This window comes from Marinoscillum sp. HNIBRBA16962, assembly GCF_057801515.1.
The window spans coordinates 1,848,879-1,866,487 of record NZ_CM173603.1; the positions used below are offsets into that span (position 1 = coordinate 1,848,879).

A 17,609-nucleotide genomic window follows, 5' to 3' on the forward strand; every position below is an offset into this window, starting at 1 on the left:
ATACTATTGAAAGTTAGATGAGTGATAACTGGATGAAGGAAAGACCATTTCTCTTAGTATCAAAAAATAACAGTCCGATGCCTTTTACATACCTGGGCTCCATTTACCTTTGCGGCCATGATCAGTATCAACAATCTCTCTTATTACATTGGAGATCGTCCTCTTTATGATGATGCTTCTCTTTTTATTGGCCCAAAGGACCGTATTGGTCTGATAGGCCTGAACGGAACCGGAAAGTCTACCTTGCTGAAGATGATCACCGGAGATGTGGAGCCTACAGCCGGAGAGATCAATATGAGTAATGATACGACCATTGGTTTCCTGAATCAGGATCTGCTATCCTACCAGTCAGACGATTCCATTCTTCACGTGGCTATGCAGGCTTTCGCCGAAACCATGAAAATACAGGAGCAGATTGACGCGGTTTTGAAAGAAATGGATACCAACTACCGTGATGAACTGGTGGATAAACTGGCTAAACTTCAGGAGCGTTTTGAAACCAATGAAGGATACACTATCCAGTCAAAAGCTGAAGAAATACTGGAAGGTATTGGCTTCTCTACAGAAGACCTTCAGCGGCCGCTCCGGGAGTTTTCCGGGGGGTGGCGCATGCGTGTGATGCTGGCTAAGCTGCTTTTGGAAAAGCCCTCATTACTCATGCTGGATGAGCCTACTAACCACCTGGATCTACCTTCTATCCAGTGGTTGGAAAACTATTTGCAGACCTATGATGGCGCCTGTATCATTGTTTCACACGACAGGAGGTTTCTTAATGCCTCTATCAATAAGGTAGTGGAAGTATCCGGCTACCAGCTCAATCTTTACAATGGCAACTACGATTTTTATGTAGAAGAGAAAGAACTGCGTAATGAGATCCAGCAAAATGCCTATGAAAATCAGCAGCAGAAGATCAAGCAGGCGGAGCGATTTATCGAACGGTTTAAGGCAAAAGCCACAAAAGCAAAGCAGGCACAGTCGCGGGTAAAGATGCTTGAAAAAATGGACCGGATAAATGCTGTGGTGGATGATACGGCACAGGTCAATTTCAGGTTTAACTTCAAAACCAAGTCAGGAAGGCATGTTGCCAGGCTTCATAACATCTCAAAATCCTACGGAGAACTGGAAATCCTGAAGCATACGGACGCCCACATTGAGCGGGGAGATAAGATCGCTTTTATCGGTGCAAATGGTAAAGGTAAATCTACAGCTCTGAGGATTGTTGCAGGTACTGAGCCTCACAAGGGCAAAGTGGAAACGGGACATAATGTAACTACCGCTTTTTATGCGCAGCATCAGCTGGAAGCTCTGAATGTGCAGAATGAAATACTGGAAGAGCTGAAACAGGCCGGTTCCGGTAAGACTGAGCAGGAGCTCAGAAATGTGCTGGGATGTTTCCTGTTTACTGATGAAGAGGTCTTTAAAAAGATCAAAGTGCTCTCCGGAGGAGAAAAGTCCAGGGTGGCCCTGGCAAAAACCCTAATCTCCGAATCTAATTTTCTGATGCTGGATGAGCCTACTAACCACCTGGACATGCTCTCCGTAAGCATCCTGGTACAAGCGCTGCGGCAGTTTGAAGGTACCTTTCTACTGGTGTCGCACGACCGGGATTTTATCTCCAAAGTAGCTAACAAGATCTGGTACATTGAAAATAAGGAGATCAAAGAATATCCGGGTAATTACCAGGAATTTGAATGGTGGTGGAATAAGGAGCAGGAGAAGAAAAAACAACAGGAGCCAGGCTCCAATAACAACGCTCAGAAGGAAAAACCAAAAACTACCGGTGAAAAGCCACGCCACGACCAGGCGGCAAAGGATCTGGAAAAGGAGATAAAACAGCTGGAGGAAAAAATTGAGGTACTGGAGCAGGAGGTTCAAAAGTTTGAAGCAGAGCTGGCAAAGCCGGAAGTCTATGATGACCCTCAACAAGCTGAGAAACTGACCAACAAGTATAACAGCAAGAAAGCAGAGCTGGAAAAGCTAAATGGACGCTGGGAAGAGCTCGTGGAGGAAATTTCCTAATTCTCTACAGGTTAAGAATCTTCAGATAAGCATTCCAGGGGCCGGCTTCCTCTTTGTATTGCTTAGCCATGACCCGGGATATCTGGGAAATTGCATGGCATCTGGTTTTGAGTGGGTACAATTTACAAAAGTGCTGGAAAGGGCAGTAAAAAAAGCTAAAATTCAAAAACATATGGTTGTACATACATTACGTCATAGTTTCCTTGCTCCTCTGAAGCTTCGCGAAGGCGCAGCGGTACGCATCTATTGGAGAACGGTACTAACCTGAGATACATACAGGAGCTGATGGGGCATGGCAGCCCAAAAACGACCGAGATCTATACCCATGTGGCACAAAGTGACTTACATAAAGTGGTGGGTCCTTTGGATAAATTGGATTCATCGGGGTAGATTTGATAGTGTATAAGCACCATAGTGCTTGTACAGTTGTTGTAGAGCATAATGGAACAGCCAAATCCAGAAGGAATGTTTGAGGTAATAGACAGTTTCGCCATTAGAAAGAGGAAACAATTTTATCTAATTGGGAGACTAAAAAATGGACGAGTGGAAGAGAACTGGTTCGTGAATATTCCATTCAATCCGAGCCTATCTATGACAGTGAGGATAAAGGGAATCGAGGAAGTTGAGATGGCTTCTGAAAAAGAACCTCATATGCTAATTATCGTGGACTGTGATGACGAAGCAATTGATTTTTACATGGCTCTAAACGTAGGACTTGAATATTTACCTATAACAATAGAAGGTGAAGATTAGCTTTAAACGATCTAACTCAGAAGAATCCCTAATTGAACTGCTTAACAGAGTAAAAGGGTTACTATTCGAACATGATAACATGAGTTTTGACGGACTCAGTCCTGCTGAAATTGGAATGGACTTGGGTATAGCCGTTGAACAACTTCAGAACGGTGAACGGATAGATAAGGAATATCTTAAAGCTCTTTTTGCACCAACTGCACCTATTCAAGAGTGCGCGATGGCTAACGATTGGTCGGACGAATACCTCAGGCTTTCCAGTGAATTTGACAACTTAATCAAGAAGATAAAATAGACGCTCTACAACAAACACGCTAAAAATGAATATGCGAATAGAGCACTTTGAACGGGATTTGCAAAAATCAACTTTATCAAGTCTAGCAACAGGGCGCATACTCATTTTAGTTGGATCGTTGGCGGTAATTTGAAAAACAAAAAAATTGATGATAGGAATTTTAGTAGAACTGATAATTTCGTGGATACTACTTTATCTGATTGAGAGGAAAAATATCCTATCTCTGGGATTTTTACCGATTACAAAAAGACTAAAGCAATTGGCAATCGGATTTTTAATTACAGCGATACTTTGTATTGGTGTAGAATCTTTAGAAATGCTTTTGAGATCATCAAGTTTGCATTTGAATGAAAACTCTAGCGCGTCCTTAATTTTAAATATGTTCTGGTGGGACTTTAAATCTGTGTTGACAGAAGAATTACTTTTTAGAGGTGCACTGCTATTTATCCTGATAGAAAGAATTGGGGCAAGAAAAGGAATTATAATTTCTGCAGTAGCGTTTGGAATTTATCATTGGTTTTCATTTGGAATATTTGGAAATATTATTCCAATGTTTTTTGTATTTATTGGTACTGGATTGATGGGTTATGCCTGGGCATTAGCATTCTCAAAAACAAAATCTATTTTTCTGCCCATGGGCCTTCACCTCGGTTGGAATTTTACATTTAACACCATTTTTTCAAAAGGCCCATTACGGAACGGATTACTAGTTTCAGAAGGTGGGAATATAATAAGTGATTGGTTTTCATTAATTGGGCTTTGGGGTGTCCCTGTAATTCTGTTATTAATAATTAAATATTGGGTTCCAAAAGAGAACACTGAATTAACAGGTAAAGAAGTAAAAACTACCGCCAACATGTATAAGCGTAATACAGGCTGAACTGGTGAAATTGAGCATTTTTGCCCTAATAAACTTTACATTGAGTGGATAGTGAATCACTTCGAAACCCGCACTACGCTTATGTTTTACCGTTAGCATTCATTCGGATAGATTATGGATAAACAAGTCATTGAAAACTTTAAGAATTATTTTTCTCAAATAGATTTTGACAATGATTCAGTATTGCGTGAAATCTATTCAGAAAATATAGTTTTCACTGACCCCATTCACGAAATACGGGGAATTGAAAATCTCCGTCAATACTTTGATAAATTGAATGAGAATTTAATTGAAGGGGCATTTCTGTTCACCGATGAATCTGTAGTTGATAATAAAGCCTACCTATGCTGGAAAGTGAATCTTAAGTTAAAAAGACCCAAAAAGAATGTTAATGCATCAGGAATTTCTGTTCTGACAATCAGAGAAGACAAAATAATCGAGCAAAGAGACTTCTTTGATGCTGGTGAGTTGTTCTATGAGAATATCCCAATTTTGGGAAGCATAATTCGTTTCATAAAAAAGAAAATATCGGCTGGTAAAAAGTAAAAATCTTTTCCTTTAAAGACTTTAAATGCAAATTCAGGTCTCTGAATATATTAATAAACAAAAACGAAATGCCAACGCTCATCGGGCATATGACTAGCCGTCCGCGTCCACTGCTTTCTGGAAACTGTAGTGAGGATTTGCTACTTTTATCTGAACTTGATCAGCCGGGCCCGATAGCTGGTTGGGTAGCAAAAAATAAAAATGAACATAGAAAAGAGAATGCAAGGGGAATCATCTATTTTGACAATTACTCCAAGCTATAAACCTATAGGAATAGCAGTATTCGTCACTTTGATTCTTGCCGGCTTCATTGTTGGATTTATTCAGTCAATTGACCAAATAATAAAAGGTAATTTCAATTTATTTTTTATTATAGTTTTCGGACTCTTTTTCTGGGGAGCTTATTACAACTTTTTCAATTTCTACTGGGCAATTCTTGGAAATGAGATTGTTGAAATAAATAATGACTTTATAAGACATACGAAATGTGTTTGGTTTTTAAAGCATTCAAAAAAGTATAAAAAAACTAAAATTGGGGAATTCAAAATTGTAGATACCTCTAACTCATTTGGATCTGCTGGAACTGCGATGTTTGGATTTTCAAACATTAACGTTCAATTTAAGTATGGTCGTAAAAATAAAATGATTGGAAAACAGATTGATCAGGAAGATGCCGAGCAAATATTAACAGAACTTAAAAACAAAAATTACGCTACAACATTATGTATGAAATCATAGCCACACAAGACAAACGCACAAACCAAAGCTACAGATTCATACATTTAGCGTTTGTGCCTTCTGAAGCTGGAGTAGGATTTTGTCGGGATTCTCTGTGAATTTGGTCATACAGGTTGTTGCCTGGTACATTGTTGCTTATAAAGGTTTAACGGCTCAAATATATCCCTTATAGCGTTACTATGAAATACCACATTTTGGGTATTTTTTTGATACTACTGGGATACTAAGAGGTAGCTTACCCTGCCAGATCAGCGTCTGACCAGTTGATCTCCGAACTGTCGGTCCGGCTAAAGCCTGACCTTGCAGGAGATCCGGTCAGACGGCTAACCCTTGGGGACCCGTTAAACTTTTTTATGGTTGTACTTAGGCGCTTGGTTTTATAAGCACATGATTCATATCATTTTTTAAGACATTTTTCCATGTAAATTTTGCAGCTTAACTAGACACAGCATGCAAACCGATTCCCCTCACAGATTCCATATACCAGTTATGGGACTGGCTTATACTGTAGATTCACCAATAAAAGTGGCCTGCTACGGCATTAATTCCGCAATATCGATTATTGAGGATAACCTCATTGAGATGATGCGGAAGTACTATTATAAGCAGGTAGATCAGTCATACATCCCCATTACCAGGTTTGAGCCGGATTACAGGGCCAGACGAATTACCGATTATCTGAATCTGGTTAATCAGATCGTCCACCAAAAAGTAGAGAAACTCAAGAATAGTCTATTTGAGTCTGGGTCCGAGTTGGTTAAGTATTTTGAGATGTTGCCGACGGATCATTCATTGCAGGAGCTTTACCAAAGGATGGTTCGCATGACTTCCCCCGAAGAGCGGCAGGAGGCCCAGGCTACGCTTCGTAAGCAGATAACACCAGGGACAATCGAGGTGAATATTATGACAAAGCTTGATAAGAATAATACAGACCAAAATGGCGCCCTTATCGAAGACTCTTCAGATGCAGTGGCAGCTCTGAGGGGTTATGCAAACAGCAACCTGAAAAACTCATCGATTATTTTTTCTGCAGGAATGAATCCAAGGTTATTTAACTATTTGGAAACACTCAATGTATTTGATGCCAGAGGCTGGGGAGAATTTGACAAGCAGGTAGTGATCAAAGTAAGTGACTTTCGTTCTGCGCTGATCCAGGGTAAATATCTGGCTAAGAAGGGTATCTGGGTGAGCGAATTCAGGATTGAGTCCGGGTTGAACTGTGGCGGTCATGCGTTTGCTACTGATGGTCTTCTCCTGGGCCCTATTCTGGAAGAATTTAAAACCAAAAGAGATGAGCTGGTGTCCAGCTTGAGTGCTATCTACAATGCGGCCCTTCAGGCTAAAGGCAAGAGTTGCTTTGACAAACCTCACCCGGTGAGGATAACGGTGCAAGGAGGTATAGGTACTCCGGAGGAAAATGATTTTCTCCATACTTACTATTCGGTAGACAGCACCGGTTGGGGAACACCATTTTTATTATGCCCGGAGGCTACTACAGTGGATGATGAAACCCTGGTTTTATTGAGCAAAGCAAAAACAAAAGATGTTTTTTTGAGTAAAAATTCCCCATTAGGGGTTCGTTTCAACTACCTGAAAGGTACCAGCGCGGAAAAGGAAAAAACCGACCGCATCAATAAAGGAGTGCCCGGAAGCCCCTGCACTGAAAAATACCTGGTGGCCAATACAGAGTTTACCGAAGACCCTATCTGTACAGCCTCTATGAAATACCAGAAACTAAAACTGGAGCAGTTAAAGGCTGCGGACTTATCTGAAAGAGAGTATAACAAACAGGTTAACGAGGTTTTGAGTAAGGAGTGTCTTTGTATTGGCCTGAGTAATTCAGCAGCCATACAGTACAAACAACCTTTTGTAAAAGGTCTCAGGTCCGTCAATATTTGTCCGGGCCCCAATATTGCTTATTTCTCAAAGATCATATCCCTGAAGGAAATCACAGATTTTATTTACGGGAGATCCCATGATTTAACCGACAGTGAGCGGCCCCATATGTTTGTCAAAGAATTGCAATTGTATGTGGATTACATTAAAGAACAAATGAATGAGGAATGGAGCCCTACCGCCAGGTCATTAAAGTATCATACCACCTTCTGTAACAACCTCTTAGAAGGCATCAATTATTACAGAGAGCTGGTAAGCTCAAATGAAATGGGAGTTTCATCAGAAGAATTAGACCGGGCATTCAATGGTGCAGAACTAGAGGTTAAACAGGTTTTGGACCAGATTTCCCGGATGACATTGAACTTGTCAGCAGCGACTGAAAAATAAAAATTCAAATCCCCGGTTAAGGAGATTTGAATTACCTGAAGGTGCTTTATTCTGGCTACAAGGTCAGACTAAAAAGTGTACTCTACCCTCTAAGGTTGCGTAGCCTGCACAAGTGATGATTCAGAGGTAAACTTCTGAACCGTATTTTCGATCGGCTCTAAAGATTTCAAATAAGTTAAAATAGCTTTTAGATCTGCTTCCTTCATGGTAGCATACATGGTCCAGGGCATTACCGTTTGAAATTCATTGGGACCGACCTCATGTGGAACATAGCTGGAATCCGCATAGAGTTTGAATCGATTCACAAATTGTTCTTCAGTCCAGTTTCCCAGTCCGCTTTTGGCGGGAGTAATGTTTGCTGAGCGCACCACCCCAAATCCAGGCATTTTAAACTCAAAACCTCCGGCCATAAACAGTTCCATGACAGGAGCTCCCTTGTCTTTCGGAGTATGACAATCCCCACATGCAGCAACGGTGGTCAGGTATTTACCATATTGCAAAACGTCTGTTTTAGCAGGGATCTCCTGGGGCGTTGCTTTTTGTGGGATGGTATGAAGAATAATGTTCATTGGAAAATCAGCCTCAGATGGAGTTACTTCATTCTCAATAGGATCCAATGACCGGATGTAGGCAATCAGAGCTCTGACGTCTTCATCAGCCAGCTTGCCATAGCTTGGGTAAGGCATTACCGGGAAAATCGGAGCTCCATCTTTTCTCACCCCGGTAGTTATCAGTCTGTAGAGCTCCCCATCAGACCACCCGCCCACGCCGATCGGGGTGATGTTCTTTGATGTAAATACACCGGGAAAGCCAAAATCATGATTAAAGATCTCCCCGCCCTGTCCAAACGTTCCTTCTTTAATTGGTCCCGAAAATCGGGTCCAATCTCTGGCAGAGTGACAATCCATACAAACCAATACACTATTGGCCAGGTAAGCTCCCCGTTTAATGAGTTCAGGAGTTGACTTTACTTCTACTTGTGGAGGCGGGCCGACATCAGGTAATGCAGTTTTGATGTATAAAATTCCGGCTAAAGCCACAATAATAACCAGAGCAAGAATTGCTCCCAGAATCTTAAAAATTTTCATAGGTGATAGGTTTACGGGTTCAAGATTTTATATCCAGGCAGGTATCTTGAGTGAGGGAGTCAGGCAGTTTTTAGTATCAGGTTTGATTAATTATGAATTGAAATAGCGAAAAAAATCTGACATTTCAAAATGGTAATTATATAGCATATCCCCCTGTTGGAGTTCTCCAACAGGTTGATGAGCTTAGCTTAATAGCATTGGGGCACCCGCCACTATCAGCATACCTTTTTCCCTTACCTTGCAGAAGTCGGGAACGTTTTTAAAAGTTTAAATCTGGCCCTGAAGCTGTCGGGAAGGTTTTTAGTGCACTAGATTTCGTCCTGATGTCTGCGGGAAGGTTTCCGACTGGTCGGATTTCATGCTGCAGCCTGCGGTTTTAGCATACTAAATTTTCTACGGTACCGTGTAGGTTGAGACTGCGCGTCCCGGACTGCGCGCCCCGGACTACGCGTCCCGGACTACGTGTCCCGGCAGCATGCTCATTGCATTTTATTCAGAAACCTCTGTATTATCCCAAGAATGTAAAACTTTTAGGAACATTCCCTTTCCTGTGAGCTTACTTAATTAGATGTATTCATCTTACAAAGGACATATATGCCCAATCTTTTTGACCCAACAGGATACGTCTGTCCTTTCTAATCCATTTCAAACACTTAAACCAAATAATGATCATGGCTAAATGTTTCGCATTGATGGGGTGGAGTCTGCCCGTTATAGAAAGTATGCAAAAATTGGGAAAGCCTTATGTGGTGGTTTCCTTTCCGGATTTTCAGCAGTATGCTGCGGAAAATAATATCCCGTTCGTGCCATACCAACTGGATGAATGGAGTGATACTTCCAATTCACTTGACCTGATGGAAAAGCTAAAACCATACAGCGTAGATGTGGCTGTTCCACTGTATGAGGAAACGGTAGAGTGGGCCGGAGCGCTAAATTCTATCTATCGAGATGATCCACGTGTACTTAACCGGGCCTTTCTTTTCAGAAACAAAGCGATGATGAAGCGCAAAGCACTGATAGGGGGGTTGCGCGTTGGGCTTTTTGAGGAGGTTTACAATAAAGAAGGTGTAAAAGCTTTTATGAAGCGGCTGAATGAAGCTAACCTGCAGCTAGAGGGTGAAGAAGATAGCTGGGTGCATATCAAACCGTTTGCTTCAGCGGGTACGGTCGGGCACAGATTGCTCAAGTCTATGCAAGATATAGACGAGCAATGTGAAGATGGGGACTTTCCCTGTCTTGCAGAAAGTCACCTGCCTGGCAGAGAGTTTTCCTGTGAAGCCTTTATTCACAAAGGGAAAATACGCTTTTTAAACATCACGGAATATGTTAAACTGGGGTATTCCAACTTCATCCCGGAAGGAAAATATCTCGAAAGCAAAAGGGAGCTGATCCATAAGCATGTTCAAAAACTGGTAGATATTTTTGGTATAGAATACGGTATGGTGCACCCTGAGTGGTTCCTGACTGAAAATGATGAACTCAATTTTGGCGAAACCGCCTGCAGGATACCAGGAGGACATATTCTTGAGCTTGCGAGCAAATCATGGGAGTTTGATGCACTTGCCGCTTTTGTGCTCTGTCATGATCCTAACGCGACGGAAGAGGAGCTTGACACCATATTCCCACCGAAAGATTTCAAACCAAAGTATTACAATGGCAATGTGATGATCTATCCTCACAAGCGTCAGTTTTCTAAGCTGGAGATCCCTGAAGAGCTAAATAATGAACCCTACTTTGTGGAGCATAGCCTGGTGCCCCCTATGGAAGGACAGAAGCTGAATGAAGATCGGGGAGGATTCGGGAACCACTTTGGAACGATAAACTTTAAAGGAGAAGATCCGGACAGGATGACCGAGCTGCTTAAGCATTATCAAAAAGTAGATTTTTATGTATAGAAATGATTTTTTAGGGAAATTTTCATGGAAATAACCTCAGATAGGATATTTGACAATTTTGAGACCAGCTTAAAGGAGTTTAGGGAATCTGCTGAGATTACTAAACAGGAAAAAGCAACGCGCCTGGCCAGTCAGGTGGATTTGCTAAGCCTTACGAGAAATGGCCTTTCTTACCTTTATCAGAAGTGTGGCGAACTGGATCAGGCGGGTTTTTTTGGAGGTACTGCCTGGAATGAGCCCGATAAGCTTGTCCCGTTTCTGGTGAAAGGAACCATAAAATCCGGCCATCCCAATTCCAGCTTTGAGATACTTTCTGAACTTCGTTTGCTGGCATATGCCAATGGTGACCAGAAAAGTGAACGTATCTCACGTGAGGATGCGCAGCGTTTTTTGGAGGAGGTTATGGTGTATAACCTGGAGTTTGCACTTAAAGAGCCTACTGAAGAGACGCGTTCAGTCATGTCTGAGCGGGAGCTGAAAAAAGCGTTTAACCTCTTTGGATTCTTAATTTCAGAGATCGATCTGCGAGGAGTATACACAAAACTGGTTGAAGAGATCAGGCTGATCTGCGAGCAGCGTCCCATTGTGACGCGCAAGGTCAGGGAATTAATAAACCTCGTTGACAAGCGTTTTGATGTATCTGGTGATACGGAGATAGACCGGACGGCACGGTTGTACATCAATGCACTCTATGCGCCATCTTCCGGCACTAAAAACCATCCCTCCAGAGAGCAATATCAGCAGTTTGTAGATGATGCCAACCAGACGGTATTAGCAGCGGAAGCCTCCCAAATGGGCGAGTATATGAATGCTACAGGTTTGGTAAGCAGCTACCATCCTATCCTTCTTAAAAAACTGGTCCTTGAGCATGAAGAGCTTGTTCCATTGTGCCTTGATCTCAATGATCGCGGCATTGCCGAGTGGGAAAAATTTCATGAACTGGTATCAAACCTGATTATTGAGACCGTAAGCCCGGATAACTGTCAGTGCATATACGGATTGACCAGGATGCTGGGTAAGAACCTGTTTTCCAGGAGGCCCGTGCGGGTGGGGCTGGAAAACCTGCGTAAGATCAAGATCAATTCACAGGTAGAAAAAAGGATCATTAAATCACTGATCAATCCGGATGCTGATGTGACTGCCCTGCAATATTTGATCGGGGGAACCATTAAAGTATTAGGTCAGCCACTTGGCGTAGGGCAGGGAAATAACCCCACCTGTCAGTCTGCTCGCGGGATCAGCATGTGGAGCCATCATGCACCTGCCAAGCTGATCGACATGATCATTACGGTAGCTACACAAAATAACCTGATCGTACGATTTGAGAATCAGGACCTGGTTTCCAATCAGCTCGGAAAGGGATTGGTAGAGAAGTTTGACTATAACCTGGATGTGGTCTCAGTGGTACTGGTACCGCACCTGGATAAGATCTATAATGAAATGATGGTGCGGTCCTCCGGAAGAATAGAAGATCCGCACAAATGGGTCAATCCGGCCATGTATGGCCATTGGATACAAGTGGGCTTTGCTTCATGTTATGATTACCTGACCAATTCCATTCTCGATTACGAAGGGTTTATCCGCATCTTTTATGCGGCCTTTCATCCGGACTATAATGGCAACCGGGAAATGGTTTATCCAAATCCCGTTGGTATTTTTATTACCAGCAACAGGGGAGACATGGTGGGTTTTCATGCCATCTCCCTCTTGCGAGTAGATCGTGACCCGGGAGGTGAGATGCGTGCTTATTTCCTCAACCCCAACAATGAAGGTCGCCAGGACTGGGGGCAGGAGATCAAGCCTTCTGTATATGGTCATGGAGAGAAGCAAGGGGAGTCGTCCCTTCCGTTCTACCAGTTTGCTGCGAGGATCTATGCGTTCCATTACAGCTCTCTGGATGTGAAAGGCCATCTGATCCAGGTTCCTGATCGTGAGCTGAAAAAGGTGGTAGAGCTGGCTAAAAACAGCTGGGGAAAATCTTATATCTGGAACCAACAAACGAAACTATGGTAAGGCACTCCTCCAGAATAGAACTAAGTCAGTCATCTTTAACGAAAAACATCAATTTCATTCGCAAAAAGGTTGGTGATGGAATTCGTATTTCTTCTGTAGTTAAAGCAAATGCATACGGTCATGGAATACACCAGTTTGTGAAAATGGCAGAAAAAGCCGGAGTAGATCATTTTGCTGCGGCTTCCGCATTCGAGGCGGAGGAGGTTTTGGAGGCCAAAGGCAACGGAAGCGGTATCATGATCATGGGCATCCTTTATGATGTGGACATTGACTGGGCTATCAAAAATGACATAGAATTTTATGTGTTTAATTATGACCGGCTGCCGATCGTTCTGGAAAAAGCCCGGAAAGTCGGAAAGAAGGCCCGGGTACATATAGAGGTAGAGACCGGCGCCAACCGTACAGGAATGAATGCCAGGGAGTTCCCTAAGACCCTTAGCTTTCTGAAGAAAAACAGAGACCACGTCGAGTTTGAGGGGCTATGCACGCACTTTGGCGGCGCAGAGAGCCTTTCAAATCGATTTAAAATCGACTCCCAGCACAAGCGATACAAAGACTTTCTGAAGGAATGCAGGAAAAAAGACATCATGCCTCACTACAGGCACATTGCCTCTTCGGCGGCAGCACTGGCGATGAAAGATACCGTCTATGACATGGTAAGGATCGGGGTGGCACAGTATGGTTTTTGGCCCAGTCCCGATATCTACTATCTCCATCTCCAGGATATCGGCAAGCAATCTGACGGAGCTCTGAAGCGGATATTTACATGGAAGACTGATGTAATGGACATTCGGGACGTAGATGCCGGTGAGTTTATTGGTTATGGTACGGCGTACCAGGCGACACAAGATATGAAAGTTGCCGTTATGCCCCTTGGTTATTCCAATGGTTACCCGAGGGCTCAATCAAACCGTGGGCATGTATTGATCAAAGGAAAGAAGGCCCCGATACTCGGATTGATAAATATGAATTTGTTTATGGTTGATATTTCCCATATTCCCGATGTGGAAGTGGGTGATGAAGTGGTCCTGGTTGGACGGCAGCAGAACAATACCATCAACATCAGTTCATTTACCCAGGTCACTCAATTGCTGAACAATGAGATGTTAAGCCGGCTACCGGCTGCTATTCCCAGAAAAATCGTTAAGTGATGAGACCTTACAGTAAGAAAGAACGGAGTATTATCAGATCTCTTCTTGAAGCAGAAAAGGAAACATTTACCCTGATAGATTTTATAAAGGAGCAATGGCCAGCAGGAGCTTTTGAAATCAGCACTTTCCAGCAATCAGTCAGGGTTTTTCTAAAAGATAAAGCTCGCCTGGATGACGTAATGAGTCACCTGGTGGATGTGCTGGCCATCATCAAACACCTTGAATACAGGGGGTATTTAAGCAGTTGGGATTCCTTTCCCATGGAAGACAACACTGAGGTTTGCGGTGAAAAAGAAGATGGTCATGAACCATACTTTCTTTCAGATCTTTCCGTAGCGTCTAATCTACTCCGGCTGGGCAACAAAAAATTTACGCTGAGTTATGGTCTGGAAGTTCTTGCGAAGAGAAATTTTAAGTCAGCTACTGCAAAATGGCAAAGTCAACTCATCAGAACATTGATCGTAGGTTTTTTGATCTTAGCACTCATTGGGTTGGGAGATATTTACTCCAATTACAGTATGATAGAAAGAGGCATTAAGGTAAACCTTACCAAACTTCAAAATGAAAACGCAGAAGTCCTGAAAAACCAGGAGCTAAATCAAATAATCATTGACTCCCTCCATCAGCAAAGCAGACAGTTACTGATCCTGACTACACAGATCTCAAGGAATACGGAAAATATCAGGGAGATAGAAAATGTAGTTAAACACCAGAACGTTCGGATTAATCAACTAAGAAATCGTAACTTGCGGCAATACGAACTCAGCACTAAAAACCATCAGATACTGATGAAAACGGACAGTTTATTAAACAAAATCCCTCTAAATTGATTTTTATTTAGGGCGGCGAAGGAATCCAATTTTTTTTAACATATCCCTTAAAATTATCGAGACAAGGAAAACAATCGTCATCAAATACGGAGGGAATGCTATGGTCAATGAGACTATCAAGCTTTCCGTCATGAAAAATATTTGTGCCCTTCATGAAGCAGGTCACAGGGTCATTGTGGTGCATGGAGGCGGCCCCTTTATCAACAGGATATTGGAAAAAGTTGAAATTACCTCAGAGTTTATCGGAGGTCATCGCAAAACCACACCTGAAGCCATGAAGTACATCGAGATGACACTGGTAGGAGAGGTAAATACAGGTCTGGTTACTTTGATCAATAAGCTGGGTAAAAAGGCCATTGGACTATCCGGCAAGGATGGCGGGCTCGCTATTGCAAAGCGTCGTTATCATTTAGACGGGGATAAAGAGGTAGACATTGGCCAGGTAGGAAATGTAGAAAAAGTAGACCCGACGTTGCTTTTCGATCTACTGGATAAAGGATACGTTCCCATAGTGGCCTGTGTGGCCCCTGATAAAGAGGGCAAAACCTATAACATCAATGCTGATATGATGGCTGGAGCCATAGCTGGCGCAGTCCAGGCTGACCAGTATTGTGTTTTGACTGACGTGGATGGACTAAGAATGGACAAAGACGATGCTTCCTCACTCATCCCTGAGTTAAAATATGATGAGGTGAAAAACCTTATCAATAAAGCCATAGTAGGTGGGATGATCCCCAAAATAGAGTCCTGTCAGATAGCGTTAGACAAGGGAGCAAAATCTGCGAGGATCATCAATGGAACCAGAGAAGATACTTTAGTTCATGCTTTAATAGACAATCAACCAACAGGAACAATTATTATTAAATAAACCAATGAGTTATTCTACTGAAGAATTACATCAACTAGATAAGAAATACTACTTACCGACTTTTAAACGCTTTCCATTGGCCTTTAGGAAAGGTAAAGGTTCCAGGTTATGGGACATGGAGGGCAATGAATATATTGATGCGCTGGCAGGAATTGCTGTAAATAGCGTAGGGCATGCTCATCCCAAGGTAGCTGACGCCATAGCTAAGCAGGCGCATGAGCTGATCCATATCTCTAACCTTTACCTCAGTGAACCTCAGATGGTGTTGGCAAAGAAACTATCTGAACTCTCCGGCCTGCAGAGGGTGTTTTTTGGCAACAGTGGGGCAGAAGCCGCTGAAGGTGCGATCAAGATTGCCCGAAAATACGCCAGCAAAAACGGAAGAGGAGGGACGATCATCGCGATGAACAAAGCTTTTCATGGCAGAACCCTGGCCACCGTGGCTGCTACAGGTAAAAAGGCCATGATGAATGGTTTTGACCCGATACCTGCCGGATTTTGTCATGTGGAGTTTAATGACCTGGACCTTATCAAAGAAAAGGTAAACGATGATGTAGCCGGCATTATGCTGGAGCCGATCCAGGGAGAAGGTGGGGTCAATGTGGCTGATCCTGATTTCTTAAAAGCACTTAGGAAGTACTGCGATGAGCAAAACCTGGTACTCATTTTTGATGAAATCCAATGCGGTCTGGGCCGAACCGGGAAAATGTTTGCCCATGAGCACTATGGAGTGAAGCCGGATGTTATGATGTTGGCCAAAGCACTCGGAGGTGGTGTACCTATCGGAGCTGTTCTGGCTTCTGAGAAAGTAGGTTCGGCTATAGACTGGGGAGATCATGGTACCACATACGGAGGTAATCCGCTTGTTTGTGCAGCGTCATTAGCCGCAATCGAGGCGATCGAAGAGGAGAAAATGATGGAGCAAGCCGCTGAGAATGGCGCATGGGTCATGGACCAGCTAAACAAAGCCAAAGCTGATTACCCTGAAATAACCGAGGTAAGAGGTAAAGGCCTGATGATAGGAGTGGAACTCACCATGGAGTCTAAGCCCGTGGTTGTAACCATGATGGATCATAAAGTGCTTGCAAGCCCTACAGCCGGAAACGTGGTACGACTGGTTCCGCCACTCAATATCAGCAGAGAAGACTTGCAAATTGTAATTGACGTATTGTTGAAATCGATAAAAGCTCACAGATAAATGGGAAAGAAGAAAATAGCGATAGTTGGAGCAACAGGATACACGGGTTCTGAACTTGTCAGAATACTTCTGAACCACCAGGAGGTAGAAATTGTGGCCATTACTTCCGAAAGCCGGAAGGGGGAGAAATTTTCGGATGTTCATCCACAGTTTCAGGATATTTTCGAACCACAGCTGGTGGGAATTGATGATATCATGGATTACGCTCCCGATCTGGTCTTTCTGGCCCTGCCTCATGGGGTCTCTATGGATTTTGTCAAAAAACATCATGACAAGCCGTTTAAGATCGTAGATCTGTCAGGAGACTTCAGACTTTCATCGAAGAACATTTATGAGACCTGGTATAAAAAAGATCATAGCTTCGAGCCTGGTTTTGAGAAAGCTGTCTTTGGCCTTCCCGAACTTTTCAGAAAGCGAATAGCGGCGGCTGATCTGGTGGCCAACCCAGGATGTTTCCCAACCTCCTCGATTTTGGCTTTGGCTCCTTTACTGAAGGAGGGAATCATCGATAAAGAGCATATTATTGTTGATTCCAAGACGGGTGTTACAGGTGCAGGGATCAAATCCAGACCCAATACCCACTTTCCCATGGTGAATGATAACTTTACTGCTTACGGGATCAAGACGCACAGACACACGATTGAGATCCAGGAGATCATTAACCTGTATGCCAATTCGGGCTCATCCGTATTGTTTACACCGCATTTGCTGCCGGTAGATCGCGGCATTTTGTCTACGTGCTATACCAAACCGAACAGAGATATTACGGAGCAGGAGGTGCAAAACATATTTATGGAATATTACAAAGACGAACCTTTTGTGAGGCTGAGGAGCTCATTGCCTAATTTAAAACAAGTTCGTGGTACTAATTTCGCCGATATCTTTGCTACCTTTGACGACCGCACCAATACAATTATATCCATCGGAGTTATTGATAATCTTGTAAAAGGAGCCGCAGGTCAGGCTGTTCAAAACATGAACATTATGCTTGGTTTTGATGAGGCTTCCGGACTCAATATTTCACCTATTCAACCTTAAAATACTTTTGCTTT

The 17,609-nt window shown here is 43.0% G+C and carries 16 protein-coding genes; 15 read left to right on the top strand and 1 reads right to left on the bottom strand.

Annotation, left to right across the window (positions count from 1 at the left end; genetic code table 11):
• The first annotated feature begins 117 nt into the window (after positions 1-117).
• The 8 genes from AC3E9V_RS07875 to AC3E9V_RS07910 all read left to right on the top strand — a co-directional run bounded on the left by AC3E9V_RS07875 (position 118) and on the right by AC3E9V_RS07910 (position 7,514).
• Positions 118-2,019, top strand: coding sequence for an ABC-F family ATP-binding cassette domain-containing protein (locus AC3E9V_RS07875; protein WP_488752645.1), 1,902 nt, complete (start codon positions 118-120; stop codon positions 2,017-2,019).
• A 246-nt stretch (positions 2,020-2,265) separates the two neighbouring features.
• On the top strand, positions 2,266-2,409 hold the full coding sequence (locus tag AC3E9V_RS07880) for a tyrosine-type recombinase/integrase (protein WP_488752646.1): 144 nt from the start codon (positions 2,266-2,268) through the stop codon (positions 2,407-2,409).
• Between the two features lie 51 nt (positions 2,410-2,460).
• Positions 2,461-2,772 (top strand): hypothetical protein, encoded by a 312-nt coding sequence (locus AC3E9V_RS07885; protein ID WP_488752647.1) that lies wholly within the window; start codon positions 2,461-2,463, stop codon positions 2,770-2,772.
• A 79-nt stretch (positions 2,773-2,851) separates the two neighbouring features.
• The gene (locus tag AC3E9V_RS07890) at positions 2,852-3,067 is read left to right on the top strand and encodes a hypothetical protein (protein ID WP_488752648.1); all 216 of its coding nucleotides are present in this window, start codon (positions 2,852-2,854) and stop codon (positions 3,065-3,067) included.
• 148 nt (positions 3,068-3,215) lie between these two features.
• Complete coding sequence (locus AC3E9V_RS07895) at positions 3,216-3,947, top strand: CPBP family intramembrane glutamic endopeptidase (protein ID WP_488752649.1); 732 nt, start codon at positions 3,216-3,218, stop codon at positions 3,945-3,947.
• A gap of 114 nt (positions 3,948-4,061) precedes the next feature.
• A complete protein-coding gene (locus tag AC3E9V_RS07900) occupies positions 4,062-4,493 on the top strand; it encodes a nuclear transport factor 2 family protein (protein WP_488752650.1) in 432 nt (143 codons plus the stop codon).
• Positions 4,494-4,694: 201 nt separating this feature from the next.
• Complete coding sequence (locus tag AC3E9V_RS07905) at positions 4,695-5,231, top strand: hypothetical protein (protein WP_488752651.1); 537 nt, start codon at positions 4,695-4,697, stop codon at positions 5,229-5,231.
• A 450-nt stretch (positions 5,232-5,681) separates the two neighbouring features.
• Entirely contained in the window at positions 5,682-7,514 is a 1,833-nt protein-coding gene (locus AC3E9V_RS07910; protein WP_488752652.1) for a hypothetical protein, read from the top strand.
• 89 nt (positions 7,515-7,603) lie between these two features.
• Here the strand turns inward: AC3E9V_RS07910 and AC3E9V_RS07915 are convergent, their stop codons facing one another.
• Positions 7,604-8,602: a c-type cytochrome gene (locus AC3E9V_RS07915; RefSeq protein WP_488752653.1), complete on the bottom strand. Its 999-nt coding sequence runs from the start codon at positions 8,600-8,602 to the stop codon at positions 7,604-7,606.
• A gap of 671 nt (positions 8,603-9,273) precedes the next feature.
• Between AC3E9V_RS07915 and AC3E9V_RS07920 the strand changes: the two genes are divergently transcribed.
• The 7 genes from AC3E9V_RS07920 to argC all read left to right on the top strand — a co-directional run bounded on the left by AC3E9V_RS07920 (position 9,274) and on the right by argC (position 17,595).
• On the top strand, positions 9,274-10,497 hold the full coding sequence (locus tag AC3E9V_RS07920; protein ID WP_488752654.1) for an ATP-grasp domain-containing protein: 1,224 nt from the start codon (positions 9,274-9,276) through the stop codon (positions 10,495-10,497).
• 24 nt (positions 10,498-10,521) lie between these two features.
• Positions 10,522-12,510, top strand: a complete 1,989-nt coding sequence (locus AC3E9V_RS07925; RefSeq protein WP_488752655.1) for a hypothetical protein — start codon at positions 10,522-10,524, stop codon at positions 12,508-12,510.
• Positions 12,504-13,661: an alanine racemase gene (gene alr / locus AC3E9V_RS07930; RefSeq protein ID WP_488752656.1), complete on the top strand. Its 1,158-nt coding sequence runs from the start codon at positions 12,504-12,506 to the stop codon at positions 13,659-13,661. Before AC3E9V_RS07925 ends, alr begins: the two co-directional genes overlap by 7 nt.
• Entirely contained in the window at positions 13,661-14,491 is an 831-nt protein-coding gene (locus AC3E9V_RS07935; protein ID WP_488752657.1) for a hypothetical protein, read from the top strand. Before alr ends, AC3E9V_RS07935 begins: the two co-directional genes overlap by 1 nt.
• 79 nt (positions 14,492-14,570) lie before the next feature.
• Positions 14,571-15,359: an acetylglutamate kinase gene (argB, locus tag AC3E9V_RS07940; RefSeq protein WP_488753655.1), complete on the top strand. Its 789-nt coding sequence runs from the start codon at positions 14,571-14,573 to the stop codon at positions 15,357-15,359.
• A gap of 4 nt (positions 15,360-15,363) precedes the next feature.
• Positions 15,364-16,557: an aspartate aminotransferase family protein gene (locus AC3E9V_RS07945; protein ID WP_488752658.1), complete on the top strand. Its 1,194-nt coding sequence runs from the start codon at positions 15,364-15,366 to the stop codon at positions 16,555-16,557.
• Positions 16,558-17,595: an N-acetyl-gamma-glutamyl-phosphate reductase gene (argC, locus tag AC3E9V_RS07950; RefSeq protein WP_488752659.1), complete on the top strand. Its 1,038-nt coding sequence runs from the start codon at positions 16,558-16,560 to the stop codon at positions 17,593-17,595.
• Positions 17,596-17,609 lie beyond the last annotated feature (14 nt).

What these genes read in the sequence shown, in the direction of transcription:
- AC3E9V_RS07875 (WP_488752645.1), top strand. Translation starts at nt 118, where the DNA reads ATGATCAGTATCAACAATCTCTCTTATTACATTGGAGATCGTCCTCTT.
- AC3E9V_RS07885 (WP_488752647.1), top strand. Translation starts at nt 2,461, where the DNA reads ATGGAACAGCCAAATCCAGAAGGAATGTTTGAGGTAATAGACAGTTTC.
- AC3E9V_RS07890 (WP_488752648.1), top strand. Translation starts at nt 2,852, where the DNA reads ATGAGTTTTGACGGACTCAGTCCTGCTGAAATTGGAATGGACTTGGGT.
- AC3E9V_RS07895 (WP_488752649.1), top strand. Translation starts at nt 3,216, where the DNA reads ATGATAGGAATTTTAGTAGAACTGATAATTTCGTGGATACTACTTTAT.
- AC3E9V_RS07900 (WP_488752650.1), top strand. Translation starts at nt 4,062, where the DNA reads ATGGATAAACAAGTCATTGAAAACTTTAAGAATTATTTTTCTCAAATA.
- AC3E9V_RS07905 (WP_488752651.1), top strand. Translation starts at nt 4,695, where the DNA reads ATGAACATAGAAAAGAGAATGCAAGGGGAATCATCTATTTTGACAATT.
- AC3E9V_RS07910 (WP_488752652.1), top strand. Translation starts at nt 5,682, where the DNA reads ATGCAAACCGATTCCCCTCACAGATTCCATATACCAGTTATGGGACTG.
- AC3E9V_RS07915 (WP_488752653.1), bottom strand. Translation starts at nt 8,602, where the DNA reads ATGAAAATTTTTAAGATTCTGGGAGCAATTCTTGCTCTGGTTATTATT.
- AC3E9V_RS07920 (WP_488752654.1), top strand. Translation starts at nt 9,274, where the DNA reads ATGGCTAAATGTTTCGCATTGATGGGGTGGAGTCTGCCCGTTATAGAA.
- AC3E9V_RS07925 (WP_488752655.1), top strand. Translation starts at nt 10,522, where the DNA reads ATGGAAATAACCTCAGATAGGATATTTGACAATTTTGAGACCAGCTTA.
- alr (WP_488752656.1), top strand. Translation starts at nt 12,504, where the DNA reads ATGGTAAGGCACTCCTCCAGAATAGAACTAAGTCAGTCATCTTTAACG.
- AC3E9V_RS07935 (WP_488752657.1), top strand. Translation starts at nt 13,661, where the DNA reads ATGAGACCTTACAGTAAGAAAGAACGGAGTATTATCAGATCTCTTCTT.
- AC3E9V_RS07945 (WP_488752658.1), top strand. Translation starts at nt 15,364, where the DNA reads ATGAGTTATTCTACTGAAGAATTACATCAACTAGATAAGAAATACTAC.
- argC (WP_488752659.1), top strand. Translation starts at nt 16,558, where the DNA reads ATGGGAAAGAAGAAAATAGCGATAGTTGGAGCAACAGGATACACGGGT.